The organism is Longimicrobiales bacterium, from assembly GCA_029245345.1.
Classification (GTDB): Bacteria; Gemmatimonadota; Gemmatimonadetes; order Longimicrobiales; family Gaopeijiaceae; genus CALFPJ01.
Map to the genome: position 1 here is coordinate 1 of JAQWPM010000005.1, position 26,401 is coordinate 26,401.

General features: G+C 60.8%; 27 protein-coding genes. 12 read left to right on the plus strand and 15 right to left on the minus strand.

From position 1 onward, the window contains the following. Together P8L30_00955 and hutI are read right to left on the minus strand one after the other, a co-directional pair. A partial coding sequence (locus P8L30_00955) for a hypothetical protein (GenBank protein ID MDG2238767.1) occupies positions 1–197 on the minus strand: 197 nt, incomplete at its 3' end. Between the two features lie 69 nt (positions 198–266). Next, positions 267–1,454: an imidazolonepropionase gene (gene hutI / locus P8L30_00960; protein MDG2238768.1), complete on the minus strand. Its 1,188-nt coding sequence runs from the start codon at positions 1,452–1,454 to the stop codon at positions 267–269. A 96-nt stretch (positions 1,455–1,550) separates the two neighbouring features. Here hutI and P8L30_00965 point away from each other — a divergent pair, with 96 nt between their 5' ends. Next, positions 1,551–2,924, plus strand: coding sequence for a formimidoylglutamate deiminase (locus P8L30_00965; protein ID MDG2238769.1), 1,374 nt, complete (start codon positions 1,551–1,553; stop codon positions 2,922–2,924). A gap of 33 nt (positions 2,925–2,957) precedes the next feature. Here the strand turns inward: P8L30_00965 and hutU are convergent, their stop codons facing one another. The 3 genes from hutU to P8L30_00980 are packed head-to-tail and all read right to left on the minus strand — an operon-like array spanning position 2,958 to position 6,756. Next, positions 2,958–4,622 (minus strand): urocanate hydratase, encoded by a 1,665-nt coding sequence (gene hutU / locus P8L30_00970; GenBank protein ID MDG2238770.1) that lies wholly within the window; start codon positions 4,620–4,622, stop codon positions 2,958–2,960. Next, the gene (hutH, locus tag P8L30_00975) at positions 4,619–6,148 is read right to left on the minus strand and encodes a histidine ammonia-lyase (protein MDG2238771.1); all 1,530 of its coding nucleotides are present in this window, start codon (positions 6,146–6,148) and stop codon (positions 4,619–4,621) included. Before hutH ends, hutU begins: the two co-directional genes overlap by 4 nt. Then, on the minus strand, positions 6,145–6,756 hold the full coding sequence (locus tag P8L30_00980; protein ID MDG2238772.1) for a peroxidase-related enzyme: 612 nt from the start codon (positions 6,754–6,756) through the stop codon (positions 6,145–6,147). Before P8L30_00980 ends, hutH begins: the two co-directional genes overlap by 4 nt. Positions 6,757–6,931: 175 nt before the next feature. Between P8L30_00980 and P8L30_00985 the strand changes: the two genes are divergently transcribed. From P8L30_00985 to P8L30_01000, 4 genes are all read left to right on the plus strand, one after another. Continuing rightward, entirely contained in the window at positions 6,932–7,615 is a 684-nt protein-coding gene (locus P8L30_00985) for an NAD-binding protein (GenBank protein ID MDG2238773.1), read from the plus strand. Positions 7,616–7,619: 4 nt separating this feature from the next. After that, positions 7,620–7,805, plus strand: coding sequence for a hypothetical protein (locus P8L30_00990; protein MDG2238774.1), 186 nt, complete (start codon positions 7,620–7,622; stop codon positions 7,803–7,805). A gap of 23 nt (positions 7,806–7,828) precedes the next feature. Beyond that, positions 7,829–8,065: a hypothetical protein gene (locus P8L30_00995; protein ID MDG2238775.1), complete on the plus strand. Its 237-nt coding sequence runs from the start codon at positions 7,829–7,831 to the stop codon at positions 8,063–8,065. A 90-nt stretch (positions 8,066–8,155) separates the two neighbouring features. Further along, positions 8,156–9,814 carry a tetratricopeptide repeat protein gene (locus P8L30_01000; protein ID MDG2238776.1) on the plus strand — a complete coding sequence of 553 codons (1,659 nt, stop codon included), beginning with the start codon at positions 8,156–8,158 and terminating at the stop codon, positions 9,812–9,814. A gap of 230 nt (positions 9,815–10,044) precedes the next feature. Here P8L30_01000 and P8L30_01005 read toward each other — a convergent pair whose 3' ends face one another. The 4 genes from P8L30_01005 to P8L30_01020 all read right to left on the minus strand — a co-directional run bounded on the left by P8L30_01005 (position 10,045) and on the right by P8L30_01020 (position 11,526). Continuing rightward, positions 10,045–10,242: a hypothetical protein gene (locus tag P8L30_01005; protein MDG2238777.1), complete on the minus strand. Its 198-nt coding sequence runs from the start codon at positions 10,240–10,242 to the stop codon at positions 10,045–10,047. Between the two features lie 383 nt (positions 10,243–10,625). Beyond that, entirely contained in the window at positions 10,626–10,784 is a 159-nt protein-coding gene (locus P8L30_01010) for a hypothetical protein (protein ID MDG2238778.1), read from the minus strand. 6 nt (positions 10,785–10,790) lie between these two features. Beyond that, a complete protein-coding gene (locus P8L30_01015) occupies positions 10,791–11,216 on the minus strand; it encodes a cytochrome c (protein MDG2238779.1) in 426 nt (141 codons plus the stop codon). 97 nt (positions 11,217–11,313) lie between these two features. After that, positions 11,314–11,526, minus strand: coding sequence for a hypothetical protein (locus P8L30_01020; protein ID MDG2238780.1), 213 nt, complete (start codon positions 11,524–11,526; stop codon positions 11,314–11,316). Positions 11,527–11,840: 314 nt separating this feature from the next. Here P8L30_01020 and P8L30_01025 point away from each other — a divergent pair, with 314 nt between their 5' ends. Further along, positions 11,841–12,512 carry a hypothetical protein gene (locus P8L30_01025; GenBank protein MDG2238781.1) on the plus strand — a complete coding sequence of 224 codons (672 nt, stop codon included), beginning with the start codon at positions 11,841–11,843 and terminating at the stop codon, positions 12,510–12,512. Between the two features lie 256 nt (positions 12,513–12,768). Here P8L30_01025 and P8L30_01030 read toward each other — a convergent pair whose 3' ends face one another. Further along, the gene (locus tag P8L30_01030; protein MDG2238782.1) at positions 12,769–13,986 is read right to left on the minus strand and encodes an ATP-binding protein; all 1,218 of its coding nucleotides are present in this window, start codon (positions 13,984–13,986) and stop codon (positions 12,769–12,771) included. Positions 13,987–14,437: 451 nt separating this feature from the next. On the opposite strand from P8L30_01030, the gene P8L30_01035 reads away from it, so the two are divergent. After that, the gene (locus P8L30_01035) at positions 14,438–14,812 is read left to right on the plus strand and encodes a hypothetical protein (protein MDG2238783.1); all 375 of its coding nucleotides are present in this window, start codon (positions 14,438–14,440) and stop codon (positions 14,810–14,812) included. A 33-nt stretch (positions 14,813–14,845) separates the two neighbouring features. Beyond that, positions 14,846–14,995, plus strand: a complete 150-nt coding sequence (locus P8L30_01040) for a hypothetical protein (GenBank protein ID MDG2238784.1) — start codon at positions 14,846–14,848, stop codon at positions 14,993–14,995. Positions 14,996–15,191: 196 nt separating this feature from the next. On the opposite strand, the gene P8L30_01045 is transcribed toward P8L30_01040, so the two are convergent. Both P8L30_01045 and P8L30_01050 read right to left on the minus strand, forming a co-directional pair. Next, positions 15,192–15,884 carry a tetratricopeptide repeat protein gene (locus P8L30_01045; protein ID MDG2238785.1) on the minus strand — a complete coding sequence of 231 codons (693 nt, stop codon included), beginning with the start codon at positions 15,882–15,884 and terminating at the stop codon, positions 15,192–15,194. Between the two features lie 130 nt (positions 15,885–16,014). Then, positions 16,015–16,554, minus strand: a complete 540-nt coding sequence (locus P8L30_01050) for a protein tyrosine phosphatase family protein (GenBank protein MDG2238786.1) — start codon at positions 16,552–16,554, stop codon at positions 16,015–16,017. Between the two features lie 628 nt (positions 16,555–17,182). Between P8L30_01050 and P8L30_01055 the strand changes: the two genes are divergently transcribed. After that, entirely contained in the window at positions 17,183–17,650 is a 468-nt protein-coding gene (locus tag P8L30_01055) for an SPOR domain-containing protein (protein ID MDG2238787.1), read from the plus strand. 300 nt (positions 17,651–17,950) lie between these two features. Beyond that, the gene (locus tag P8L30_01060) at positions 17,951–18,796 is read left to right on the plus strand and encodes an N-acyl homoserine lactonase family protein (GenBank protein ID MDG2238788.1); all 846 of its coding nucleotides are present in this window, start codon (positions 17,951–17,953) and stop codon (positions 18,794–18,796) included. A gap of 222 nt (positions 18,797–19,018) precedes the next feature. Here P8L30_01060 and P8L30_01065 read toward each other — a convergent pair whose 3' ends face one another. The 3 genes from P8L30_01065 to P8L30_01075 all read right to left on the minus strand — a co-directional run bounded on the left by P8L30_01065 (position 19,019) and on the right by P8L30_01075 (position 22,808). Beyond that, positions 19,019–19,459, minus strand: coding sequence for a hypothetical protein (locus P8L30_01065; GenBank protein ID MDG2238789.1), 441 nt, complete (start codon positions 19,457–19,459; stop codon positions 19,019–19,021). A 264-nt stretch (positions 19,460–19,723) separates the two neighbouring features. Further along, positions 19,724–20,050 carry a nuclear transport factor 2 family protein gene (locus P8L30_01070; GenBank protein MDG2238790.1) on the minus strand — a complete coding sequence of 109 codons (327 nt, stop codon included), beginning with the start codon at positions 20,048–20,050 and terminating at the stop codon, positions 19,724–19,726. A gap of 67 nt (positions 20,051–20,117) precedes the next feature. Then, the gene (locus P8L30_01075) at positions 20,118–22,808 is read right to left on the minus strand and encodes a DUF5916 domain-containing protein (GenBank protein MDG2238791.1); all 2,691 of its coding nucleotides are present in this window, start codon (positions 22,806–22,808) and stop codon (positions 20,118–20,120) included. Positions 22,809–23,834: 1,026 nt separating this feature from the next. Between P8L30_01075 and P8L30_01080 the strand changes: the two genes are divergently transcribed. Further along, positions 23,835–24,317: a hypothetical protein gene (locus P8L30_01080; protein ID MDG2238792.1), complete on the plus strand. Its 483-nt coding sequence runs from the start codon at positions 23,835–23,837 to the stop codon at positions 24,315–24,317. 421 nt (positions 24,318–24,738) lie between these two features. Then, a partial coding sequence (locus P8L30_01085; protein MDG2238793.1) for an Ig-like domain-containing protein occupies positions 24,739–26,401 on the plus strand: 1,663 nt, incomplete at its 3' end.

Sequence of the window (26,401 nt, forward strand, 5' to 3'; positions counted from 1 at the left end):
CCGGCCACCCGTTCAGCGCCGTCACGGGCGCCGACGACACGGTCCGCACCTTCGCGGCCGGCCACCCGTTCAGCGCCGTCACGGGCGCCGACGACGCGGTCCGCACCTGCGCGGCCGGCCACTCGTTCAGTTCCAACGAGAAGTTCAGGCTCGTCCAGGCCTGCACGCAGGGCACCGCCCAGACGTGGGGGTGGCAACTAGGACGGGAGGCAATCTCATGGAAACGGCAGGGCTCTCGCATCATGTGCGAGGGCCCGGTTTCCGTATCAGGTGGAGTGAACCACTGCCCCGTCTTGAACGACGGCCCGGCACGGATTCCGCCCGAGCCAATAGCACAATTCCGCAGGACGCTGCACGTCCCATAGGACCATGTCTGCCCGAGCACCTTCGGTGAGCACTCCGGCCTCTCCGTCGAGCCCAAGGACTGGTGCAGCGTTGCGCGTCATCCCGGCGAGCGCCTCCTCTGGAGTGAGGCCAAACAGGACACACGCCAGATTGAGTGTCACCAGCGGTGAGCCCACCGGCGACGAGCCTGGGTTGTAGTCCGAAGCCACGGCCAGACGGACTCCAGCCTCACGGAAGGCCTCTACCGGCGGCTTCGTCGGTTCTTGCAAGAAATGATAGGCGCCGGGGAGTAATACCGCGGTGGTGCCGGCAGCAGCCATGGCACGTGCGCCTTCCGGAGATGTGTACTCCAGATGATCCGCGGATCGGGCCCCAAAGTCGGCAGCGAGCGCTGCGCCGCCGAGATCAGACAGTTGGTCGGCATGGAGTCTCACCGCGAGTCCGTGTCGCCCGGCTGCTTCAAACACCGTCCGGCATTCGTCTGCGGTGAAGCCGATCCCCTCACAAAAGGCGTCCACCGCATCTGCGAGCCCCGCGGCGGCGGCCCTTGGGATCATCTGCTCCGCCACTAAGGCGATATAGCCCGCCCGGTCATCCGCAAATTCCACCGGAAGTGCATGGGCCCCCAGCAGCGTCGTGGAGACGGTGACAGGCATCGCGTCTCCCAACCGCCTCGCGACCGCGAGCATTCGCATTTCTGTCTCGACATTGAGTCCGTATCCGGACTTGATCTCAACTGTGGTGACCCCCTGCTCGATCATCTCACGGAGTCGGTCGCTTGCCACGCGGTACAGGTCGTCGTCTGATGCTTCCCGGGTCGCAGCCACGGTCGAGACGATGCCTCCGCCCGCCCGTGCGATCTCTTCGTAGCTGGCGCCTGCCAGGCGGATTTCGAACTCATGGGCGCGATCGCCGCCAAAGACCAAATGTGTGTGGCAGTCGATGAGGCCAGGTGTGATCCAGCCCCCGCCCCCGTCAACGGTCTGGCCTGCGGCGTCGCGTAGGGGCGCCGGCAACTGGCCGGCGGGCCCCACCCAGGTCACGCGCCCATCCGCAATCGTTATGGCGGCGTCCAGCACAGTTCCATAGGGGGTGCCGTTGGGGACCATGGTGGCGACGTGTACGTTGGTGATCAGTAAGTCGCAGTTGCTCAGGGGTTCCTCCTCGTTGACTCCCGCTCCGGTGGGAATCTACACTGCCGCGCCATGTCAGACCTCTTTTTCGATCTCGCTTTGTTACCCGACGGTTGGGCCGAACGTGTGCGCGTGTCGGTCGGACCCGATGGGCTGATTGAGTCGGTGACTCCCGGTGGTGAGCCGGCGGAAGCCGAGGTCGTGCCAGGCGTTGTCGTTCCCGGCGTGCCGAACCTTCATTCTCACGCGTTCCAGCGAGCGATGTCTGGCTTGGCAGAGCGAGGCTCGGAGCGCGGAGACTCATTTTGGGGATGGAGGGAGCGCATGTACGCGTTCCTAGAGCGAATGTCTCCGGACGACGTCGAAGCCGTTGCCGCCCAGTTGCAGGTCGAGCTGCTTCGGCATGGGTACACCCACGTCGCCGAATTCCACTACCTCCGAAACGATGTCGATGGTGGCGCCTACGGGGACCCGATCGAGATGGCTCGACGTGTCTTGGCGGCGGCGGAAACCAGCGGTATCGGCACGACCCTGCTGCCGGTGCTCTATCGCACCTCCGACTTCGGCGGCAAGCCGCCGACGCATGGTCAGGCGCGGTTTGTGGCCACGGTGGACGCGCTCTTGAACGACGTGGCAATACTCCGACAAAGCTCGCAAGGAGACGTGCGGCACAACGTCGGGTTGGCGCTGCATTCGCTGCGTGCTGTGCCCCCTGAGGACCTCGATCTGGTGGTCACAGCAATGGGAGCGATCGACGCCGAGGGCCCTATTCACATCCATATCGCGGAGCAAAGGCGCGAGGTCGACGCTTGTGTCGCCTGGTCCGGGGCTCGCCCGGTCGAGTGGCTGCTGTCGAATGCGCCGGTGGATGAGCGTTGGTGTGCGATTCATGCGACGCACATGACCATCGGGGAGACTCTTGCTCTGGCCGAGACCGGCGCCGTCGTGGGGCTTTGTCCGACCACTGAAGCGAATCTCGGGGACGGCGTCTTCCCGTTTGCTGACTACGCAGCGGTCGAAGGTCGTTGGGGTGTGGGTACCGACTCACATATCAGCGTGAGTCCTGTAGCGGATCTGCGCATGCTGGAGTACAGCCAGCGTCTCGTGACCCAGGAGCGAAATATTGCGGCGGGTCAGAGCGACCGTTCCTCGGGAAGAGCGCTCCTCGAAGGGGCTTGGAAGGGCGGAGCCCAGGCATGCGGGGCACCGATTGGAGCGATCTCAGAGGGCTCACGAGCGGACTTCGTCGCCTTGGACACGGAGCACACCTCCATGATCGGTCGGCGCAGCGACGAATGGCTCGACTCCTGGATCTTCAGCGGTGAAGATTCAGCCGTGCGTGACGTCATGGCGTGTGGCACCTGGGTGGTGCGAGACGGCCGTCATGCTCGGCAGGAAGAGGTCGCTGAGCGATTCCGTGACGTGGCACGCCGGCTGCGCCGCTGAGGCTCTCCCCCACCACGCGGGGGTCCCTCTGCGCTAGTCGCCCAGCATCGGGATATTCAGGCCTTCTGCCCGCGCCGTTTTGATCGCCGTCTCGTAGCCCGCGTCCGCATGGCGTGCGACGCCGATCCCTGGATCGTTCGTCAGCACCCGCTGGATGCGCTCCCGCATTTCCGGGGTTCCGTCGGCGACGATGACCTGACCTGCATGGAGCGAATTGCCGATACCGACGCCGCCGCCGTGATGAAACGAGACCCAGCTCGCGCCTGAAGCGGTATTGAGCAGTGCGTTCAGGATCGGCCAGTCGGCGACCGCGTCCGAGCCGTCCTTCATGGCTTCGGTCTCACGGCCAGGCGACGCGACACTCCCGGTGTCCAAATGATCGCGACCAATCACCACAGGTGCGCTCAGTTCACCGGAAGCCACCAGGTCGTTTAGGGCGACTCCGAAGCGGGCGCGGGCGCCCTGCCCCAACCAACAGATACGGGACGGAAGCCCCTGGAAAGCGACCTTCTCGTGCGCCATCCTGATCCAACGGCATAGGTGCTCGTCTTCCGGAAACATCTCCAGAACCAGTTCGTCCGTCCTGTGAATGTCCTTGGGGTCACCCGAGAGCGCGGCCCATCGGAACGGTCCCTTTCCCTCACAGAAGAGCTCGCGGACATAGGCCGGCACGAAGCCCGGGTATGCAAAGGCGTTCTCGAAACCCGCATCCTGTGCATAGCCACGGAGGTTATTGCCGTAGTCCACCGCGACGGCGCCAGCATCCTGCATAGCCACGATCGCCTCACAGTGAGTGCGCATCGATTCCATGGAGCGCCGGATGTATTCGTCTGAGTCCGAACGTCGGAGTGCTTCCGCGTCGGCTAAAGACAAACCTGCTGGCACATAACCGTTAAGCGGATCGTGCGCGGACGTCTGATCCGTGACCACGTCCGGGGTGATGCCGCGTTCGACCAACTCGGGGAGGATCTCAGCGCAGTTTCCCACGAGCCCTACTGAAAGCGCTTCACCCAATGCCGCCGCAGCTTGAACCCACACGAGCGCTTCGTCCAGGTTGCCCGTCATTCGGTCACAGTACCGGTGGTCGATTCGACGTTCAATCCGATCGGCATCCACGTCGATGCACAGAACGGCGCCCTCGTTCATGGTGGCCGCGAGGGGTTGAGCTCCGCCCATGCCCCCCATTCCACCCGTTAGGACCCACTTGCCCTTCAGTGTCGACCCGAAGTGCTTCTCCGCGAGTACGCCGAAGGTCTCATACGTGCCCTGGAGGATGCCTTGTGTCCCGATGTAGATCCACGACCCGGCAGTCATCTGCCCATACATCATCAGGCCGCGCTTCTCCAACTCGTGGAAGTGGTCCCACGTAGCCCAGCGGCCGACCAAGTTGGAGTTGGCTATGAGGACGCGCGGCGCGCGCTCGTGCGTGCGGAAGACGCCGACAGGCTTTCCGGACTGCACCAACATCGTCTCGTCATTCTCGAGCTCTTTGAGCGTTGCGACGAGGGCGTCAAAAGCCTCCCACGAACGCGCTGCCTTTCCTGTCCCACCGTACACGATGAGATCGTTGGGCTGCTCTGCGACCTCGGGATCAAGGTTGTTCATGAGCATTCTCATGGCAGCCTCCTGCGTCCAGCCCTTGCAGGACATTTCGGAACCTCGGGGGGCCCGCACCGAGCGAGCGACCGACTCCGTCATGCTTCCAACTCCTTTGAGATCCGCGCCATTTCGCCGGATCGTACCAGTTCGGTAAGAGCGTCTAAATCAGGGCCCAGCATTCGGTCGCCGTCCAGCGCGTCGACTACGGCCCGGACGGTGGCGTGTGCCTTTTCGACGCCCGCTCCCGACTTGAGCGGTCGGCGATACTCGATCCCCTCGGCCGCGCACATGAGTTCCGTAGCCAGAACCCGCTCGACACACCTGGTCACTCGCAACGCCTTCCGCGCCGCAGCCAAACCCATGGACACGTGGTCCTCTTGATTCGCACTCGTCGTGATCGAGTCCACGCTGGCCGGATGGGAGAGCACCCGCATCTCGCCAATCAGGTCCACGGCGGTCACCTGGGCAATCATGAAGCCGCTTTCGAGGCCAGGGCGTTTGCTCAGAAACGCAGGCAATCCCATGGAGAGATCGGGGTTCAGGAGACGCTCGATGCGCCGCTCCGAGATCGAGGCGAGGTCGACGAGCGCGATGGCCAGTAGATCCAACGCGGCAGACACCACTTGGGCGTGGAAGTTGCCGCCGCTCACGACAACACCGGCTTCCGGAAAGACCAATGGGTTGTCGGTGGCACTGTTGGCTTCGGTCTCGAGGATCCCACGGATGTATCGGAGGGCCTCACGAGCAGCCCCGTGAACCTGTGGCATGCACCGCAGCGAATAGGCGTCCTGGACTCTCGGGTCGCCCTCACGATGCGACTCACGGATCTCGGATCCAGCCACAAGTGCTCTGAGTCGGCCGGCCGATATGCCCTGGCCCGCGTGAGGCCGCGCATCCTGGATCTCTTGTCGGAACGGCTCAGGTGTCCCCAAGAGGGCATCCATCGACATGGCACCCGCCACCTCAGCGCACTCGACCGCTCGCTCAGCGGCGAGCAGGGCCAAGATCCCGATGCCGGTCGTAGCTTGCGTCCCGTTGATGAGGGCCAATCCCTCTTTGGACCCGAGGCGCATGGGCTGGAGGCCCGCGTCGGCCATGAGTGGCCCTACATCGGACTCCACTCCTTCATGCTCCGCGCGCCCTTCTCCAAGCAGTGCCAAGGCGACATGCGCCAACGGGGCGAGGTCCCCACTGGCTCCTACAGAACCGAACTCCGGTACTCGGGGATGGATTCCTGCGTTCAGAAGCCCGAGCAAGAGTTCCACCACCTCAACGCGGCACCCGGAGTGTCCGCGTGACAGCGCGTTGGCGCGAAGCAGCATTAGCGCACGCACCGCAGAGCTGTCCAGTGGGTCTCCCATTCCTGATGCGTGGCTACGCACCAGGTTGTGCTGAAGTGCCTCACGATTCTCAGGGGCGATCGCGACGTCGGCAAGTCGTCCAAAGCCCGTCGTGACGCCGTAGACAGGTTCGCCGGCCAAGACGAGTTCTTCGATGAGCGCACGCGACTCCCGCATGCGCACCTTCGCGTCTTCGTCCAGCTGAACGACGATGTCGGCACCGAACGCGACGTTCTCGATGTCTTCCAGACGAAGCGAACGCCCGTCCAGCTTGAGAGTGATCATGGGCTTGGTCTTTTCGAGTGACGGGCAACCAAGATCACGTCGAACTCTTCGCGTGTGATGGTCATGTCTTCAGGGGTCCAACCCGATTCGAGTTCGACACCGAGGCCATCCGCGAGTCGGTTTACGTAGTTGTAGTACGATACCACCTGACAAATATCGAGCACAGCGGCGTCCGAGAATCCTACCTCCCGGAGCTGGTCGATATCGGCTTTGCACACCGCATGGGGTCGCAGGGTCAACTTCTCGGCGTACGCCAGCATGACTGCGTCCGGCGCCGAGACAGGTGCGGACCGAAAGTCACGTGCGAGAGCCCGGGGAATTTCTTTTGAACCCAGCAACTTACGGAGACCCGCCCCGTGGTGATTGATTCAGTAGAAGCAGTCGTTCAAAGCAGATGTGGTGACTGCCAACATCTCCCTCTGCTCACGGCTCAAAGGTGAGCGGCCCCGCATGAGGTGTGAGTACAGCTCCACGTGATCCCGCATCGAACGGGGGTTCAGAGAGTGGATCCTGAGAATGTTGTCGATGGCCTCTCCGCCGTACCGATCGTACAGCTCGGCCAACAGGCCGTCAGCCTCCTCGTGTGGGACGTATGGGATGAACGCCATCGGATTGGCTCACTCGGTGAAGAATGGGGCTCCTTTGTACGTCAGGAGGCCTCAAGAATCTCGCATATCTCACGGTCCGGCAAGGCGCTTGATGGGGCCTGCACAGGCCTGGCACAGCTTGCCCGCATACCTAAAGGACTTCAGGGTCCGGCTGGTCGGAGCCGGCCTATTCCTAATGAGTATCACTGTTGTCGGAACGATAGGCTTCCGTCTGATCGATCCCGCAGCTGGATGGGTTCGGTCGTTCTTCATGACCACGATCACGCTCACGACTGTCGGCCATGGGCACGAGGCCGCCCTCGACAGTAACGCGGCTTTGATCTTCACAGCGGTGCTCATCTTGGTGGGAATGGGTGGGGCGCTCTATTTCGTATCTACGGCCACTGCCTTCGTTGTTGAGGGCCAGCTCGGCCACGTATTTCAGAGAAGACGTATGGGACGAGAGTTCTCGGAGATCCGAGACCATCTGATCGGGTGCGGATCGGGGTCGACCGCCGTTTACGCCGTTTCTGAGCTCGAGTCGGTTAAGCGCCGGGTGGTATTCGTCATCAGAGATCAAGCGGCCGCCGGGGCCGCGAAGGTGAGTCTCCCCGATGTGCCGATTATTCTCGGCGATCCGACAGACGACGACATCCTGCGCACCGCAGGAGTAGAGCGGGCCGCTGGCATCGTGGCCTGCACCGATTCCGACAATGAGAACGTGGTCGTCACGCTTACGGCCCGTCAGCTCAACCCGAACATCCGCATCGTGTCTCGGGTCGACGATATCGAGCACGAGTCGAAGATCCGTAAGGTCGGAGCCGACGCCGTCGTCTCGCCGAATTATATCGGTGGCCTGAGGGCGGCGGCAGACCAGTGAAGGTGTGGTCTCTGCTGCCGATGGAAGCCAAATCGGACCGACTATTCAGGGCACCGACGACCTCTATGAGATCACGGACGAGGTGTACTGGATGGGTCCAGGGCAGAACTCCAGCGTGGGGCTGCGGACCACAGTGAACACCCGGCCTGGGCAGACGCTCGTGTTGGGGGCATCGCCCAAATCCGACTGAGCGCCACGAGGCACGACGCCTCCGTGACGGCAGGCGCGACCTCGACGAGCGCCAAGACGCCGGCAGGAGAGAACGCGAACGTCGCGACACGGTTCGCCGGACCAACACCCTTGATGTTGAGGCCGAACGCCGCGAGGTCATCGATCGACGTGAAGAAGATCCGCGAACGGAAATCCCGCGGCGGCGTGGAGAAGAACGCCGTCTTGAAAGTCGCCGCGCAACTATCGATCGGCGGAAGATCATCATCACCTGATCGGTGAATAAATGGGCTATGGGGACCTCAGCACATTGCGCCGAGGGCCCCTCTTTTTTGCCCTAGCGTCCCACCCCGCCACGGCGTAGCCTCCCGCGTGAGCAAGAACCGAACCTACTGGGCGGCAATAATCGCGACGGCGCTGACCGCCGTTGTGGTGTTTTCGAACACGCTCTCTTACGGCGCGGCGTGGGACGACCAGCGCTTCGTGTTCGCCTCCGGCGCGACGGAGGGCGCTTCGGGTATTCCCGACATGTTTTCTCAACCGATGCTCCGGGATATGCCAGCGGGTCGCGGAGCCTACCGGCCTATCACGACCAGTAGCTACGCCCTGGACTGGTCGATCGGGAATGGGCAGGCCGCCTTCTTTCATAAGACCAACGTATTCCTGCATGCGCTGGTCTCCGTGTTGGTGTTCGCCTTGCTCGGCCGCTTGGGTGCTCCGGTCCTGGCTGCGCTTTTTGGTGGCCTCGTGTTCGCGGTGCATCCGGTCCATGTCGAAGCCGTGGCGAATATCGCGGGGCGCTCGGAGCTGCTGGTCGCGCTCTTCTCGGTCGCCGCTGTGGTTGTGTATCTGGGGCCACGCGAGCGAATCGACGAAGCCAAAGCTGAGGACATTCCTCCCCGGCTGGGGCGACAAGCTTCCGTTTTGGCACTCTTTGGGTTGGCTCTCTTGTCGAAGGAGCATGGTGTCACGCTCCCTGCAGTGCTTATCGCGGTGGAACTGCTTCGCCCTGGGGCCGTGGGTGCCCCTGTCCAACGCCTCCTGAGGCGATGGCCGTTGTGGCTGGGCATGAGTGGGATGGGCGCAGCCTACCTTGTGGCTCGGCGGGTGGTGCTCGGGACCCTCACGACATCAGACGTCGCACCGTTCATCGCTACGATCCCGACCTGGCACCGGGTTACGACCGCAGTGGCCAATTGGTCTGAATACGTGCGGCTCCACCTCTTTCCGCTCGACCTAGCCGTGGACTATGGACCGGCTGTGATCATGCCATCGGACCCAGGTGAACCGCGCTTTTGGCTCGGCAGTGCGGTCGGGATTGCTGCGATCACCGCTGCGACCTGGGCGTATCGCCGGGATCGGTTGGCTTCGTTGGGACTGGTCTGGTTTGCGATCGTGATATTGCCTTCCAGCAACCTCCTGATTCCCATCGCTCAGTGGATGGCCGAACGCTTCTTCTACCTCCCGTCAGTCGGCTTCAGCATGGTTGTTGCAGCTGCGTGGGTCGGTGCCAGGCGGCGCCTTTCCGAGTCACACGTTCGTGCAGCGGGCGCGGCGGCGATCCTCGTCGTGTTGCTCCTTTCGGCTCGTTCCTGGACTCGCAACGGAAGTTGGGTGGATACGGAGACCGTGATCGCGACGCTGATCGACGAACACCCTGAGGCCTTTCGGTCGCAGTGGTACATGGGGCGCCTGCTGTTCGAGCGAGGAGCCTGGGAAGAGGCCTTTGTAGCCCTCGATAGCGCGACAGCCCTCCAACCCTATGCGATCGAGATGCCGCTGGAGCGTGTGGAGTGGCTTCTGCGCCTGGGCCGGGCAGATGAAGCAGAGGCTGTTGTTACCGCACTGCCCTTCGGGCGGCACGCGGACCGTGAGGCGCACCTGACACGGGCCTTGGTTGCACAAGGCCGTCGCACGGAGGCGGACGCAGCGCTCGCTGCTGCGCGCCAAGCCTTCCCGACGAATGCCACACTCCGGGGGCTAAGCGACTCATTAGGAGCGTTGCCCCTGCCCGCCGACTCGATTCGCTAGCGCACCACTCACCCGTTGCCGTCGATCTGCTGCGGTCGTGACATCGAGCCCTCACGTAGCTCGAACAGCCGTTCGGGTCCGATCCGCAGAGTGGCGCTTCGGGTTCACGGCCCCCGTGTTGATGAAACCGGTCATCAACTCTCGGCCCATGTGTGCTCCGTGCCAGTGTGCGTCGAGTGTGCCGGCGCAGGCGCTCTCCTGCATCCAAGGGCCAGCGAGCTACGGCCACGTCAGAAGATCCGTAGGAGGTTGAGTGCACCGTAGACGAGAACAGTCCCGACAATCGTGGCCGCCGCGGTCATGGTCACGGGTTGTTCCGCAAGCAGGCGGCGGGTGACAGTCGCATCGTCCGTGAAGATCTTCCGAACGCTGTCGAACAGCAGGACTCCGACCACGAAGCCTGGCACCATCATCCACAAGACCTCCATTACTCCTCCCTTCGGTAGGGGCGCAGTGCACTTCACGCCCGCTGTACAGGTCAGTTTGGCTCGCAGGACACCCTCCGGCCAGGGCGCCTTGCTAGGTAAGCGCTCCGAATCCGCTTGATACGGCCAATCCCGCTGTTTGCAGTTCCCGTACCAAATCCCTAATACGGCTCGGCTCGGACGCTGGCCCCTCGCTCCATTGCGCAACGCGTACTGGATGTTGATCAGCATTTGGCTGGATGCGGTTCGCCACCCAAGGATGCGTCGAAGGTGAGACTCTGTAACGGAACACGGACCTGGACCGTCCACCCCTCCGCGTCTCCAACCGTAGAAGCCTCCCACACTGCGTCCCAACTCGAGTTCTCTCTAATCGGAGCAGATCTCGACTAAGCTCCCTCGGACAGCACCCCGTCGATCTCGATGTCTCCCTCCGCGACACCGGCCCTTGCCCGTTCGCGGACCTGCGCTGACATCGCGGGCAGCAGCACGGACCACGCCGCGAGGGCCGCCAGGACGAAGGCCGTTCGAGCCAGCGGTGAGCGCACGGGGTTTCAGCCCCCCGAAGGTTCTTCGCCTTCTTCCGGCAACTGAAGACTCCACACGAAGGCCGCCACCGCACGCACTTGTTCTTCGGTCATCGATGTCCCGCCTTTCGGAAGCATCGCAGAGGCAGCACCTCCACGGGCTTTGTCCGCCGGGACTCCGCGAGTGATCGTCGCGACGATCCCCTCATACGAGCCATCACTGTGCCACCATTCCGAATCCGCGAGGTTGGCACCCGCCCCTCCTGTCCCGTCGTAGTCGTGGCACGTGAAGCAGAAGCCCTCCTTGCCGAAGATGCCTCGCCCCTTTTCCACGAGTTCCGGAGTGACACCCTCTGGCCAAGCCCCCTCGGAAGGCGCACACGCCGACAGAAGGAGAACTGCGGTGGCAAAGAGAGCACATAGGCGCGGGGCCACGTAGCTATCTGTCCTCATCTACCCTCACCAAGATTGGTTGCCGAATCCGATGCCCCGTCCTCTAGGCTTTTCCGAACAGTACACTATGGCAGGCGCCGTCGGATTCGTCCAAGCCTCAGTAGAGACCTTCGCGCGTACCCCATCTTCGGAGAAATCCGAGGTTCTGATCGAAGGATCCACCACCAGCAGCTTCTTCCTCCATCGGCGAGCACCTGACGTGCGCGGCATACAGGCGCCGGGATTGCGGTGTCACGCCTTGTAACCGCATTTCCGCGTCCATATCCGTGAGGAGTCGATCGAGCCAAATGTGCATTTTTGACTCTGCCATAGCTGAACTTCGACGTTGCGCCGGGGCGCCTCCACGTCAGAACGCGGCGTCAAGCGCGAAGAACGACGGGGGGGTATGCTTTCGGACACCCCCGCCCTGGGACCGCCTCTGACCGGGTCAGGCATGGACCCGACGGTCCCCAGTGCCAATCACTTCTTGTGCACTACACACAGGATCGAGGGCCAAATCTGCTCATGGGGGCGAGGAAGCACTTCGCTGGCGCGAGCAGGCGGCCGGCGCGAATTTCGCAGGGACGGAGACCAAGCTCTCGCTTTGGTTCGAGCAGCCGACCGCAAGAAAGGACAACTGACCACATGCAGCTGCTCCACACGGCGCCGATCCCTGGCGAAGGCGGAAAACTGGGCCTCTATCAACGAGGCGCAGACTACTTCATCAAGATCGTAGGCGGTCAGGACCTGATGAATACGCGCGCCCACGGATCTGAGGACGCGTTGGGCGTGATCGCCTGCAAGGGGCTTCGAGACCAACCGGGGGCTCGTGTCCTGATCGGCGGACTCGGGATGGGCTACACGTTGGCGGCGGCCTTGAGGTCACTCCCCGCTGACGCGGAGGTTGTGGTAGCCGAGATCGTGCCTGGTGTCGTCGAGTGGAACCAAGGCGTCCTGGGGCCCTCTGCTGGGCGGCCGTTAGACGACGCTCGCGCGCGGGTGGAGATCCTCGACGTGACCGTGATTGTTCGGGGTCCTGGCGAGGGATTCGATGCGATCGTGCTGGACGTGGATAACGGTCCAGATGGGCTCACGCGCGCCTCGAATGAATGGCTGTACTCGAAGGCGGGGTTGGGTGGGGCGCTTCAGGCTCTTCGGCCGGGTGGCGTGTTGGCGATTTGGTCTGCGGGGCCGGACGAGGCGTTTACGAAGCGGCTTCGAGCGGTGGGCTTCGCGGTTGAGGAGGTTACGGTGCGGGCGCATGCGGGTAAGGGTGCGCGGCATGTGATCTGGATGGCGCGGCGGGATGGGGAGTAGTCCTCGCCTTTTGGGCATAGAGAACCAGAGGCGATCAGATCCTTCGCCCGGAATGACCTCGCTTCCCGCTTCATCATGTGTGCACCTCGAGTGGAACTGGGGATCGAGGACTTACAGGAGTGTCTCGGGGTTTCGGGGACCTCCGTCGGGCCTAGTGTCCTTAACTGCGCCGCGGTTTGTGACGTTCGAGCGCTTGGTCCCGTCTGGGTCCGTTTCTAATTCCTCTGGGCAGGCCTGTGCCCACGATGTGCCCCACTCACGGGTTTGATTCCAGGTCGGGAAGTTCGAACCAGAACGTGCTGCCCTCGCCTACCTGGCTGACGACGCCGATGCGACCACCGTGGGCTTCGACCGCCAACTTACAGAACGCGAGCCCGAGCCCGGTGGAAACCTTCACGCGTCGCTCGCCACGACCGACCTGACCGAACTTCTCGAAGATCAATTCGTGATACTCCGCCGGAATTCCGTCGCCGGTATCCCTCACCTCCACGCGTGCAGATCCGTTCTCGTCCTTACGGACAGTGACCTTCACTGACCCGTCTTCGGGCGTGAAAGTAAGCGCGTTCGAGACGAGGTTTGCGATCACACGGGTCACGACCTGTTCGTCATAGGCCGCCTGGACGTCTCCCTCTGCCTCCACGGTTACGTCGCGCTCGGTGATCATTCCGCCCAGGGTATCGAGCGCGGCCCGCGCGGTCTCTACACACTGATGGACGCGGATGTCGAGCTCCATTCCCTCTGCCTCTATCGTGCTGACGTCGAGCACCCCGGTGACCATCTGTGACAGCCGCAACGCGCTTCTGACTGCCCCGGCCAAGTCCGTCTGGTGCTCTTCACTCAATGTGTCGGAGTCCATCTCCATCATTTGAAGTGACGTGATCATGCCCATGAGAGGACTCCGGAGGTCATGCACGATCATGTGCGTAAGGGAATCCCTGAGCGTTTCGAGTTTCTTGAGGTGCTCGTATTGTTCACGGAGTTGGTCGTGGGCATCGCGCAATTCTTCCGCGATCCGATGCCGTTCAGTGATGTCCCTACTGATCTTGATGAGGCCGAGCAGATCTCCCTCATAGTTGTAGAACGGTGCCTCGAGCGTGTCGAAGAGCGCTGTTCGGCCATCCGCGGCATCGTGCCAGCTCTCGCTGCGCAGCGTTTTCTCACCACTAAGTACCTCGTCATCGAGCGCACTTCTCCGGAGAGCCTCTCCTTCGTCGAAGAGTTCAACGTCGGTTTTCCCCTGGACTGCGCGGGCGTCTAAGCCGACATACTCTGAGAATGGCTGGTTACAGAGCTGGTACACGCCTTCGCAGTCCTTCACCGAGATCAGGTCGGGGATTGCGTCAATCACGGCCCGGAGTCGCGCACGCCGGAGGATCACATCCGCTGAGAGGCTGGTCTTCTGCTCTTGGGCGTCTTCGCTCAGCGAGCCGGCCGGGTTGATCTCCGGAGGCTCTCCCCAGGTGGATGAGGTCATCGTGTCATTCCTAATACCGGGTCGGAGGAGGAAATCTGGAAACGTGAAAACCCTGTCACCGCAAGAATACTACGCGGCGCGTGCCTCGGACAAGCGAAACATCCAGACAACCCCCACTCGGGCCCGGGTGAATATCCTGATGTTGTTACGGTGGACCACACGTGGCTGTGGCGGAGCACACCGGTAGCCCTCCCACCAAGGGTAGCCCAGAGCCACGCGGCAAGTCACAGTACGCTCAGGTTTGGCGATTAGCACTCAGGGCGCCTCGTGCCAAGGATCGGGCCCAACCGACCCGAAGCTAAAACCAGCAGACATGCACCAACGCCGGGTCACGTCACCGCACGGCCCAGGTTGCGAAGTTCAGTCGGGCGGAGCACCATGCGAGGACGAGTTCGTTCTATCTACATCGGATTGTTGGGCCTCAGGCCCGCTGTCCAAAGGAGATTCAACAATGGGTGGTAGAATCAAATCCATCATCGGTGGTGGGCTCACTGGCAGTATCCTCGCGTACTTGGGAACCACGTACTTCTTTAACCCGGCAATGCCTGAGCCCGCGTTCGAGCCCGTCGTGAGCAACACCATTCTCAGTATACTTGTGTTCTGGACCGTTTCAATCCTGTTCTTCGACTGGATTGTCCAGAATACGGGCAAGACGATGTTCTCAGGGATGGTGATCGCTATATCTCAGATCCTACTCGTTGATTTGAACTATGTGCTCATTGGCCGTCGAGAGTTGATGCCAGCTCTGATCAGTGTGGTTACGCTCCTCGTTATTTGGACAGGTGTCTCATTCGTCTATGACAAATTGCGGAGTGAAACTCCCTAGGTTTCTTCCTGAGAGACATGGATCGGGAGCGGTATGCCGGTCGCGCAGGTACAGAAGGCAATGGGCTACAGCACGATCAGCGTGACCGAGGGGTACACGCACCTCGTCAACAATGAGTTGCTCGAGTTGGTCGAACGTCCCGAGAATCATCCGGACCTAGACATGCTGAAGTGGGTTAGCTGATCGGAATTTATGCCCAAGATCAGGGAAAGGGCTCCTAGCCAATTGGCCGGGAGCCCTTTTGCTTGCCTGAGAGGCGCCGCCCGGACTTGAACCGGGAATCGAGGATTTGCAGTCCTTTTAGGACTCCTCGACGTTTGAGACAACCCGTTAATCATTCCCTAACACCCTGCCTGGACTGGGTGCCACTGAGAGGGCTCTAGTTGCCGCCGGGGGAATGAGCCTCTAGCCACTCGCGGAATAGCCGTTGGGCTTCCGCTATTTGTTCACCAGTCATCTGCTGTTCCACGATGTCTTTGCCCTCCTGTGCACTCTCATTTCCTTGGGCCACAGCGAGATTGTGCCACATATAGGCAAGGACATTGTCCTCTTCCACGCCGTCGCCGTTGTCGTACAAAGTCCCGAGGACGAACTGGGCATCGGCATCCCCTTGCTCGGCAGCTAACCGAACCCAGTGTGCTGCCTCCGCATAGTCCTGCGGCAGGCCGGCGCCATAAAGGTACGTAAGCCCGAGGTTCGATTGGGCAGAGGCATACCCTTGTTCAGCTGCTAACCGATACCAGCGCGCTGCTTCCACATAGTCCTCCGGCACACCCCAGCCTCTGGAGTACATAACCGCGAGGCCGTTCTGGGCAACCGCATTCCCTTGCTCGATAGCTAACCGAAACCAACGTATCGCCTCCGCATAGTCCTCCGGCACGCCTTCGCCAATGGCGTACATACGCCCGAGTCTGGTCTGGGCATCGGCATCCCCTTGCTCGGCACAGGAACGGACATCCTCCAAGGAAGACGACGGGCCTATGTCCGCGCAGGAAGCTGATGGAGTGCCCTGTGCATCAACCCCAACAGGGATGACTGCTAGAGCGAGCACCCACAGCAGGATTCTTTTCATGGCTTCATTCTTCCCCGCCCCACTCAGGCCCACAACTAAGGACGAGCAGAACAGTTTATAAGTTCGGCGGTGGTGACGGTGAACAATGTGAGGCATAGGCCTCGGGTGGCCCGCAGGGACCGTCGGCGAGCTAGCGCCCGCTGAACTCCGTTCGCGCCCGCTCGATCAAATCCTCCCATTGCCGGACCTCGGCTGGGTCCCAGACCTCGTTCATGGCCCCGAGGGCGTCCTCCTCCGCAACGCCCTCGACCATCGTGCGGTACATATAGACGAACGCCGATGCACGCATGTTGGCGAAGCAGTGCACGAACACCTTGCGACCCTCGTTGGCTTCCATGACGTCAAAAAACATGCTCAAGTCACTCAGCCGTGGCTGTTCCCAGTCGACCGGAATGTGGATGTACGCCATCCCGGATTCCGTCACATGAAACCCTTCCAGCGAGTTCCTTTCCCGGCTGGCCGTGGCAAGGTTGACGACGACGTCGTAGCCCTCCTCGCGCAGCAGCGGAATCTGATCGTAAGCGATCTGACCGGCGGTCGTGAGTCGGTCCGAAATCCCCATGTAGTTGCGGATCGTGGTCAGATCAGCTGGAGCTTCCTGGGCAGTGGCCAGGCCAGCGCCTGTCATCATCCCGAGCAGCGCGACGAGAAAAAAAGGTGTCTTGTGCATAGGTCGCGAAGTTGGGGTTGTTCGGCCGAATAGAGAAGACGAGCCACAAGATAAGCATTTAGGGGGGTGTACCCCACTGGGGTCTCGCCTGTCCGCAAAATGGACCCGACCCAGCTACGAATATTTTTGGGGGAGTGGCGCTGCAGTGGCGTCGCTGTGTGCGGCCCGGCACCAGTACCGCCCCGTGGTTGCCAATAAGGGGAGACTCACAGTACCCCGCACCGATAGCACGAGATTGGCCGAAGTCGTCGCTCAAGCGACCACAGCAGCAGCTGATGGGCGCACCGTTGACGATCTGGCCAACAATGCAGAAATCAATAAGGAATATGAAATCACAGCATCGCTAGAACGACTGATGACTGGGTTTCACCGCTGGAACTTAAAAGCCGCCTATAAAGAAGTTCAGCAGTTTCCGCATGGCCTCCCCACCTCTCGCAATGAGGTGCCCGATGCGTCGCTCTCTGATCCTGCTCACGATAGCTCTTTCTCCCCTCCCCTTCGCGGTTCAATTCCAATCGGTCCGTGTTCAGGTCATCGACCGAACTCTTCATCGCCTATGGACGGGTGCGTGCGGATCGTACAGACTCGGAGGCACCTTTCTTCTCCGACAACTTGAAGGAGCCGAGACATGCATTGGCGATTGATCCCGATATTCGGGCTCATCCTGACCGTAGTGGCCTGCAGCGGTGACGATGAGCCGATCCATGAGCAGCAGCCCCAGGAACAGGTCCAGCCACCGCCGTCGCCTGTCGCTCAGGCGACGCCCGAGCCCGAGCCCGAGCCCGAACCTGAGCCCATCAGCGGTCCCCTCTACACCGTCCAGATGGGAGCTTTCCTGAACGCCGACTCCGCAGTCGTGCAGAGGGACCGGCTGGCCAACCTGGGGCTACCAGCCTGGACCGTCACCCAGGAAGTGGGGGGCCGGCAGTTCCGTCGCGTACGCATCGGAGCGGCATCAACCGGGTCGGAAGCTAGGAGCCTCGGCGAGATCCTGACAGAGAGATACGGGTGGTCGACCTGGGTCGCCCTGGTGACCTCGACAGAGTCCGTTCCCGATGGTGCCCTCGAGGCCACGCGGGACCTGATCGGCGGTTAGAACCCCGGGGCCGCTGGGGGAAAGCGACTCGCGGGCGTGGAAGAAGCGAGTGGCGTGACCCTCGGCACTGAGTCAACCGGAGATCGGGCTGGGCTCCGCAGCGTCACTCGTAAAGCTCAACGCTGCACCCATTCATTGCCCTTCCGAGACCTTCTCAGCGCGGACTCCCGATACCAAGCGTTGCTCGAAGAAGCTGGGATTACTTGGTGAGCGAGCACACGTAGCGCAATGCTTGCTCAGGGAGTACTCTCGCCTACGTCCGCCGCGGCGAAAATTCGAAATTGAGCAAGGAGGGGAACAATGAGAACGAATCTGCGAAGGTCGCCTCTTTTTCTTACCGCAGTGTCGTCGGTTCTTGCGGTGGCTTGTACGCCAGCAGAGTCACCGCTTACGCTGCATGAGTTCGACTGTGGTGTCATTCGCTTCGAAAGCGTTGCGATGTTCGGCATCGGTGACGACGAGACCGATGTCCGTGACCTGATCGTTCCCTGTTACGTAGTGGAACATCCCGCAGGCAGTCTACTGTGGGAGGGGGGCTTGCCAATAGGCCTTGCAGAGGCCGGGGACTGGGTGGAATCGCCGCCGGTGTTGCTACGATTGGATCAGACGCTCGCTGACCAGCTCCCCGCCATTGGCCACGCTATCGACGCTTTTGACTACGTGGCTTTCTCTCACATGCATTTCGACCATGTCGGAGTGGCAAGTGAGGTACAAGGCGCAACGCTCCTTATACAGCAATCTGAGTTTGACGCGGCCTTCGCGGACAGCGTAACCGTGCCATTCTTTGATCCGGCTGTATACGAAAGCCTCCGAAATGTGCCGCGGGAACTGCTCGACGGAGAGCACGACGTGTTTGGAGATGGCAGGGTGAGAATTATTCCTGCACCAGGCCATACGCCCGGGCATCAAGTGCTCTTAGTGGATCTGGATGAAGAGGGGCCTGTTGTTCTGGCTGGCGACCTCTACCACTTCCGCGAGAGTCGGTCAGACAGAAGGGTCCCAAGCATAAACGTAGATTCGGCGCTCACTGTTGCGACCATGGAGCGCATCGAACAACTGGTGATCGACCAGGGTGCCCAGCTGTGGATCGAGCACGACATGGCAGCGTTCCTAGAGAGACAGTCACGTTCCACTGTCCACCGTTGAGACGGTGTAAACGTGTCCCCCCTGACGTGCCCCCCACTTCGGCACCACGACTTATGTGAGACGCTGGGCCATCGGAGAACCTTGGGGTACTGGCATCCGAAGCAACCAAATTGATGGCTTAATCGCCTTCGGGGCCGGGGGGACAGGGGGCGAAGGTCACCGTCTCACGGGCAGAAACCCACTCACCACAGTCCTCACCCATGTTGAGGGTGCCCTACGCCATCAATTTGAAGGACCCGTAACATTCAACACACCCATGCTGGTGGCCACGAACGCAGCCACCAGCCCCACGCCCATCAAGACTCTCCCTCGTTTTTCGCCCTTCCGAGTTTCCACTGTGACAATGTCTGCGAAGGGTATCGAACGAACTACGAACCTATCGCACGCGTCCTCATTTCTATCTTCGTAATAATTGCCCCAGAAGGCCCTGCACCAGAAGGAGGACTCGTTGACGTGGCCCATGACCTCATCGCCTGTGACGGATGGGTCCACTAGTTCCAATTGGGACGACAGTGTGGTCAAGCGAACACGCTCAGGTCGATCTTCTTCAATCAACTGAGCCACGCTCATCGCGGTTGGAGTGACGGCTTGCCACGTCGCACAGGCGGTCAGGTGTAGCAGTAGGAACAGCAGCAGAACGGCTCGGACGCGGTAGCGTGTCATGGCTTCATTCTGCTCTGCCCCACCCAAACCCGCAACTCAGGACGCGCAAAACAGTGCTGGGTGTGGCATAGCGGTACCCCCCGGTACTGGGGGACCGCCTGTCGGCAAAAGGGACCCGCCCAGCTACCAGAATTCTTCGGGGAACGGCGTTCAAAATTAAGGGGACTGGTTAAGGGACTACTTCCCGATCCAGAGCAGATAGTCTGGAGAGCCCTGCTTGAGGTGCCAGAAGACCCAAAAGACTGGGTACACCTTCCCGAGTCGTCACTTAGGGTCTTCAATCAGACTTATTTCGTGATAATAGACCTTGCTCCCACGCCATAGTTGGACGATGGAGCATTGCCCGTTGAATTCACCTGTCATCCTCTCATACGTCACCGCACAGTCGGCATTTTGATAGATGATTCTGAAGTCAGACGATACGGTGCCTTCATCAAGCACCATCTCCTTCAGGTAGTCACGCGCTTCTTGACCTTTCATCGTTTGGTTCGCGTGAAGAATTCTCATTTCATAGTCGTCTGTAAAAAAACTCAGCACGCCATCTAAGTCCTTCGCCTCCCAGACTTCCTGCAACTGTTCCATTTTCGCCATTAGCAACTCTCCTTGTTTAGTGAAACCCCGGTAAGGCCTTTGGGCTCCGCGGGGGTTTTCGCGTCGGTCACCCTATCCAATAGCTGAACTTCAGCATGAAGGTGTTGGTCGAGGGGGCCGATAAGAGCCGGTTGAAGTCGTTCGAAACTTCGAGGTCGTCCGAAAGCAGGTAGTCATTTCGGGCTGAGGACCATACCGCAAAGAAGGTCGAGCCCGGCTTGTACTCCCATCGGAGGACGGCGTTGGTGTTCATCTCCCTGACGTTGAAGTCCCGCTTTCGAAAGAGATACTCAGGATCATTGTCTCCATTCTCGTCCACCTGATAGCGCGTGCCCACGTCTGACAGGAAGTCCGGGTCGATCAGGGGTACACGAGTGTTGAAGTCTGCCGCATCGTCGTCGGCTACGGTACGAAAATCCGAGTACCGCCCACTGCTCACGAAGGGCTGGGCATACAGATCGAAGGTTAGGTCCGGGGTGAACGAGTAGCTGAGTCGGAGCGTCATCGATACCGTCGTCTGGTCGATTCTCCCCATCACATATTCTCGCGCACCAGTCGCGAGCGCGACGCCGGCCTCGAGGCGGGGGACGCCGTCGACGTACTGCGCGCGATTCCGGTTCCACACCATGCTCGGCGAAAGCGAGACGGTCGTGCGACTCGAGGGGCGTAACAAGAGAGAGGGCGAGATGGTCAGGGTCTTTGATGCATCCTCTGACTCGATCCGGTACACTGTCCTGAGAGCCGCTCTCCAGTGCTTGCGTGTGTCACTCCCGACGGTTCCGCTCAGGGTGGTGTTCGGCTCACGGCGAATGGCAGGACCGCCCCGGAGAACCCAGGGCCAGACATGGTTTCCCCAGTGGGTGGCGTCGAAGTTGAGCGTCCAGAAGTTCAGAAACTGCCACCGAGTGCGCAGGATCAAGGATTGGCGCAGGAGCTCCCAGCCCAGCGTGGAGGCGGCCGTCAGGTTCGCGTCGATGTACCAATTGCGGAAAACTGAACCCTGCGAGAATTCGCTGTAACGTACCCGCGCCGTCCCGAGGGCGGCGTCCGTGTATGTGACATAACCGACATCGTTGGTCTCGACGCCCGGCGTTCGAGCCCACCCGGTGAGCTGGAATGTCCAATGACCTCCACCGATCTTGTCGAGTGAGAACTCCGTCGCCAGGCCGCTCAACGATGTGAGGGTGGGATCGAACGTCAGATGGTCGGCATCGGGCCGTTGGTAGAGGTGCACGACCGAGGACTGTGTCCGCGCGATCGCCGATTCTGATCCTCGTACATGAGACCCGAGAAGCGATCCACTAATCTGATAGCGCGAGCCCCCGAAACGGTGCCATCCGTTGACCCCTACCGAGGCGGCCGAGGAGTGCATGCGATCGAATGCCTCGTCATCCAACGACCGGAGAGTCAATGTCCCGATCGCTCCGAGCCCGCTGCGACCCTCGCGAAAGTCTCGTGTGATGCGGGCTGCCGAGTAGTTCGTGAGTGGCTCTACGGGTGACTCGGTGAGGCTTCCGTCAGGTCCTGCTACCCGCGCTTCTTCCCGATTCGTGACCGCGTTCAGAATCCCGATCGACCAGCCCGATGACGTCTTCCCCGATAACTTCAACGCCCCTGCGATGCGGACGGCTTCAGGGGCGTTGACGAAGCCGTCGGGTGGTGGGGACGCCCGCAGTTGCGGAGGCCTGCCGATGCGCCGCGAATAGAGCGCTGACCCCTCAGGCGGAAGTCGGAAGTTGAAGATCTCCGCGCCCTCGAGGAAGAAGGGCCTCTTCTCGGGATACCGATTCTCGTTGGTGCCCAGGTTCACCTTCGACGGGTCGGCGTCGACCTGCCCGAAGTCCGGATTGACCGTGGCCGTCAGGGTGAAGCGGGAAGTCATACCGTACTTGAGGTCGAGCCCCATTGAGCCCCACACATCGCTCCCGTCACGGAACGGATTGTCGGTGTCGACCGTTTCACGTCGAAGGCGTGCCACCGAATAGGGGAGCATCTCGAGGCGCCCGGGTGCCTCGAGTTCGGTCAGTCCGTCGAGGTCACCGAAGAGCGACACGAGCCGGCCCGACTCCGGCGGGATCTCGGCCCAGTGCGCCGACTCAGACCGGCGCGCGATTTGTCGCATGAAATTCACGCCCCACGTCATATCGCCCGTCGCGCCGAAGCGGAGCTGTGAAAGCGGAATCCGAAATTCGGCCGTCCAGCCCTCGGCATCGATCGAGGTTTCAACCTCCCACACGGCATCCCAGGCCACATTCTCTCGAGAATCTTCGTTGTGGAGGATGTCGACCCGCGTTCCGGTGGGCGTCGTGGCGAAGTGAAACGCCGTACGGCGATCGTGATGACTGTCTAGGTAGACGTGCGCCCAGTCCGAAGCTGCCTGGTGATCGTCTCTGCGCACGAACTGCGCTCGAATCTCCTCAGGGTTGCGGTCATACATGCGCATACCGACGTAGATGGCCTCACCGTCGTACAGAATCCGAGCCTCGGTGCGCTCCGTCCCGGCCATTCCCGGATCGGGAGCGAATTGGCGGAACTCGTGAGCGGCGGTCGCGAGCTGCCAAGCCGCGTCATCCAATCTTCCATCCACGTGCGGTCGCTGGTCTGCGGTCATCAGCCTGAAGGCGGTCAGCGTACACGCCGGCGGAGCATCGGCCGGACGCTCGCATGCCACGGGGTCCGGAGCCGCTATACGAAGAGTGACCGTATCGGGCAGGAGAACGGTCGTGACGAGAGACAGTACGAGTGTGACTACGGGCAAGGATTACCTGTTGGATGGAACTGGCTGGTAACCCGACGAAGCCAGGGCGGTCGAATCGTTCGGGGAAGCACGCATCAATTGCTATCCGAGGCGCAGAACGCGCAAGGGGGGCTAGGAGCTCTCCGATTCAGTTTTTACAAACAGACCAAACATCCCAAAAAATGAAAACACCATAATGAAAAAGATTAGTAGCTCTCTAAAATAAGCTCGATTTAAATCACCTAATAAATACTTTGCAACACCAAGAGTAAGCATTGCAACTCCAACAATTGAGTAAAGCACAACGAAAAACTTCAGCCACGAACTCATATCTTTCCAGTTTTGCACTTTATACACTTGGCACCTTCATCTTGGTGGAAATAGGGTGGATAGTGGGGAGGGCTAGGTGCCGTCTACTAGGTCACTGAAAGGGGTTTTCTTCATGCCCTGATTCTGCCCTGCCCCACTCAGGCCCGCAACTCAGGACGAGCAGAACTCTGTTTAGTGGTTCAGCGTCAGTGGTGGTGAATAGGGGTGCCCCCCGGTACGGGGGTCTCGCCTGTCGGCAAAAGGGACCCGACCAAGCTACCAAATATTGTTCGGGGAACGGCGTTGCAGTGGAGGCGATGTGTGCGGACCGGCACCAGCACCGCCCCGTGGACGACAATGAGGGGGGGGCGCCGTGGAGCGGCGATTGACCCCGATTGTGACCGCTACACGGGTCCTTGCGTGGGTCCTTGCGTGGGTCCTTGAGAATTTATCTCCAGAATAAGCGAAATCCCCACAAGCGTATAAGTGCTTGTGAGGCTTCAACTGACTTCAGTGCCCCGCCAGGGACTCGAACCCCGAACCTACTGATTAAGAGTCAGTAGTCCTAGTAGATCCTTATTCCCCCTGGAACACTCTCTGTCTTCAAAACTCTTGTCTTTACAACGCTTCTGAGCGTATCCTAGACGCCCTGAGTAGTACCCAAGACGCTCACTCATTGGCTGACTCGTGGCTGTCTATTTGTAACCGTACTACATCCACCTGAACAAGGAGATCGCCATGCGCGCTCTTGTCTTAGTCGTAGCTATCCTCTCCAGCCTCACGCTCCTGCCGACCGCCGCCGTTGGACAGGCCAGTGTCGAAGACGCGGTCCGCCAGACTATCCTCGATCAATATGCATTTCAGCGCGAAAACCTTCGGGATATGCCAGGAATATACTCCCAGGAGGGTTCCGTGGAGTTTTGGTCCAGCGGAGGCCTTCTCCAGCAGGTACCGATGGACGTAGAGCCGCGGGAGTATGAGATCAACACGCTAACCATCAAACACCTCATGGTGATCCCGCTTAGTGCCGATGCGGCAGTCGCCCATATGTATGTAGAGGGGGCCGTCCACATGAAAGGGTCGCAGCCTGTACCGAACTACCTGACCAGGTCCACGCTGGTCATGGTGTTAGAGAATGGGGATTGGGTGATGCGTTCCGCGCATTGGTCGCCCATCCAGGGTGGTGCCGGGACCAACCAGACCGCCGAGACGACCAACTGACCTGTTCTGAGTAGGTACCGGATCGGTCCCGCGATTCATACGCAGCGAGGCGATTTTCAGTCACGAACCAGTGCGTGCCGCAACGGCCACCTCATCTTCTGGGGTGGCCGTTTCCGTTCGCGGGGTGAATGACGGGGTGCCCATTAAGTAGCCCATGGTTAGCTGGGTTTGTCGCCAGATGATTCGATGTCCTTAATCCAATCAACAAATCTCTAACCAACGATTCTTCCGAAAAAAGACGTTTTGCGTCCAACAAAATGGACCCATGACTCTAGCAGACTGGACCTCGCCATGACCCGCTCCATCCCCGGGCTCCGCGTCTCTGTGGAGGGAAGCCGCTAGAGGTGCCCTTCTCAAGGAACTGGCCGTGGACAGGGGTCGCCTCTCTTGCTTAGCTAGAGAAGCGGTGCACCTTCAAAACATGCGCTACATCCGACTCGCCGCCGTGCTCTTGCTCCTCGCGTGTGGTGACACGCCTACGAGTCCGCCAACGACTCCGACTACACCAACTACGCCAACACCTGTAGCGACCTCGATCACGCTGTCTGCTACGAGCCTGAGTTTCTCCTCGCTGGGTGAGACCTCTCAGCTCTCCGCTACGGTCAAAGACCAGAACGGTGCGACGATGAGCGGAGCGAGCGTGTCGTGGAGTTCATCTAGTGCTTCCGTAGCAACGGTGTCCTCAAGCGGTCTGGTCACTTCGGTAGCAGATGGCACGGCCACGATCACCGCGACCTCAGGGTCAGCGAATGGAACAGCTGCGGTAACCGTGGCGATGCCCGCGAGCCTGGAGCTGTCCGATACACTGCTCACGTTCTCGGCTCTAGCTGATACGACTCAACTCACGGCCACGGTCAAGAACGCGGCAGGGTCCACGATCTCTGGTGCCACGGTGACGTGGGCTGTGTCGGATGACGCTGTTGCTACGGTCTCTTCCGCAGGGTTGGTAACTTCAGTCGCCAACGGCTCTGCAACGGTCACGGCAACGTCAGGTGAGGTTAGTGACACTGTAGCCGTTACGGTTGCTCAGGTTGCATCAACCGTGGAGTTATCACCCACGACGCTCAGCCTGACATCGATCGGTGACACGGCAACAGTGACTGCTACTGTGAAGGACGCAGCCGGGAGCGTGGTCGCCGGTGCTGCGGTGACGTGGACTACATCGGCTGCATCTGTTGCGACGGTCTCTTCAGCAGGTCGGGTCACTTCGGTAGCAGATGGTACGGCAGTGATCACGGCAACATCGGGCTCAGTCAGCGCAACAGCAGCGGTTACGGTGGTCCAGGTCGCTACGTCAGTCACGCTCGCGCCGACGAGTCTCTCGTTCTCGTCATTCGCGGACACGACTCAACTCACGGCGACGGTCAAGGACGCGAACGACAGCGTGATCAGTGGTGCCACAGTGACGTGGGCTACGTCGGCTGCGTCCGTGGCAACTGTGTCCTCCACTGGCCTGGTCACTTCGGTCGCGGACGGCACGGCAGTGATCACTGCGACCTCGGGTTCAGTCAGTGCAACAGCAGCTGTGACCGTCACTCAGGGTGCTTCATCGATCACGGTGTCACCGACGACTGTGAGCTTCGCTTCACTGGCTGACACAGCAACACTGACCGCGACCGTGAAGGACTCAGGCGGGAACGTGATGTCGGGTGTGACGGTCGTGTGGACTACATCAACTGCGTCCGTTGCTACAGTCTCTTCCGCTGGTCTCGTGACTTCGGTTGCAGACGGAACGGCCACGGTCACGGCAACGTTCGGTGCGTTGGCAGCAACCACCTCGGCGACGGTGGCCCAGGTGGCTGCTTCGATCACGCTGTCACCGACCACTGCGAGCTTCGCTTCACTGGGTGACACGGCGACGCTCACTGCTGCGGTAAAGGACGCAAACGACAGTACGATGTCAGGTGCGACGGTCTCGTGGACGACATCGGCTGCATCCGTAGCGACGGTCTCTTCCTCTGGTCTGGTCACTTCGGTAGCAGATGGTACGGCAGTGATCACGGCAACATCGGGCTCAGTCAGCGCAACAGCAGCGGTTACGGTGGTCCAGGTCGCTACGTCAGTCACGCTCGCGCCGACGAGTC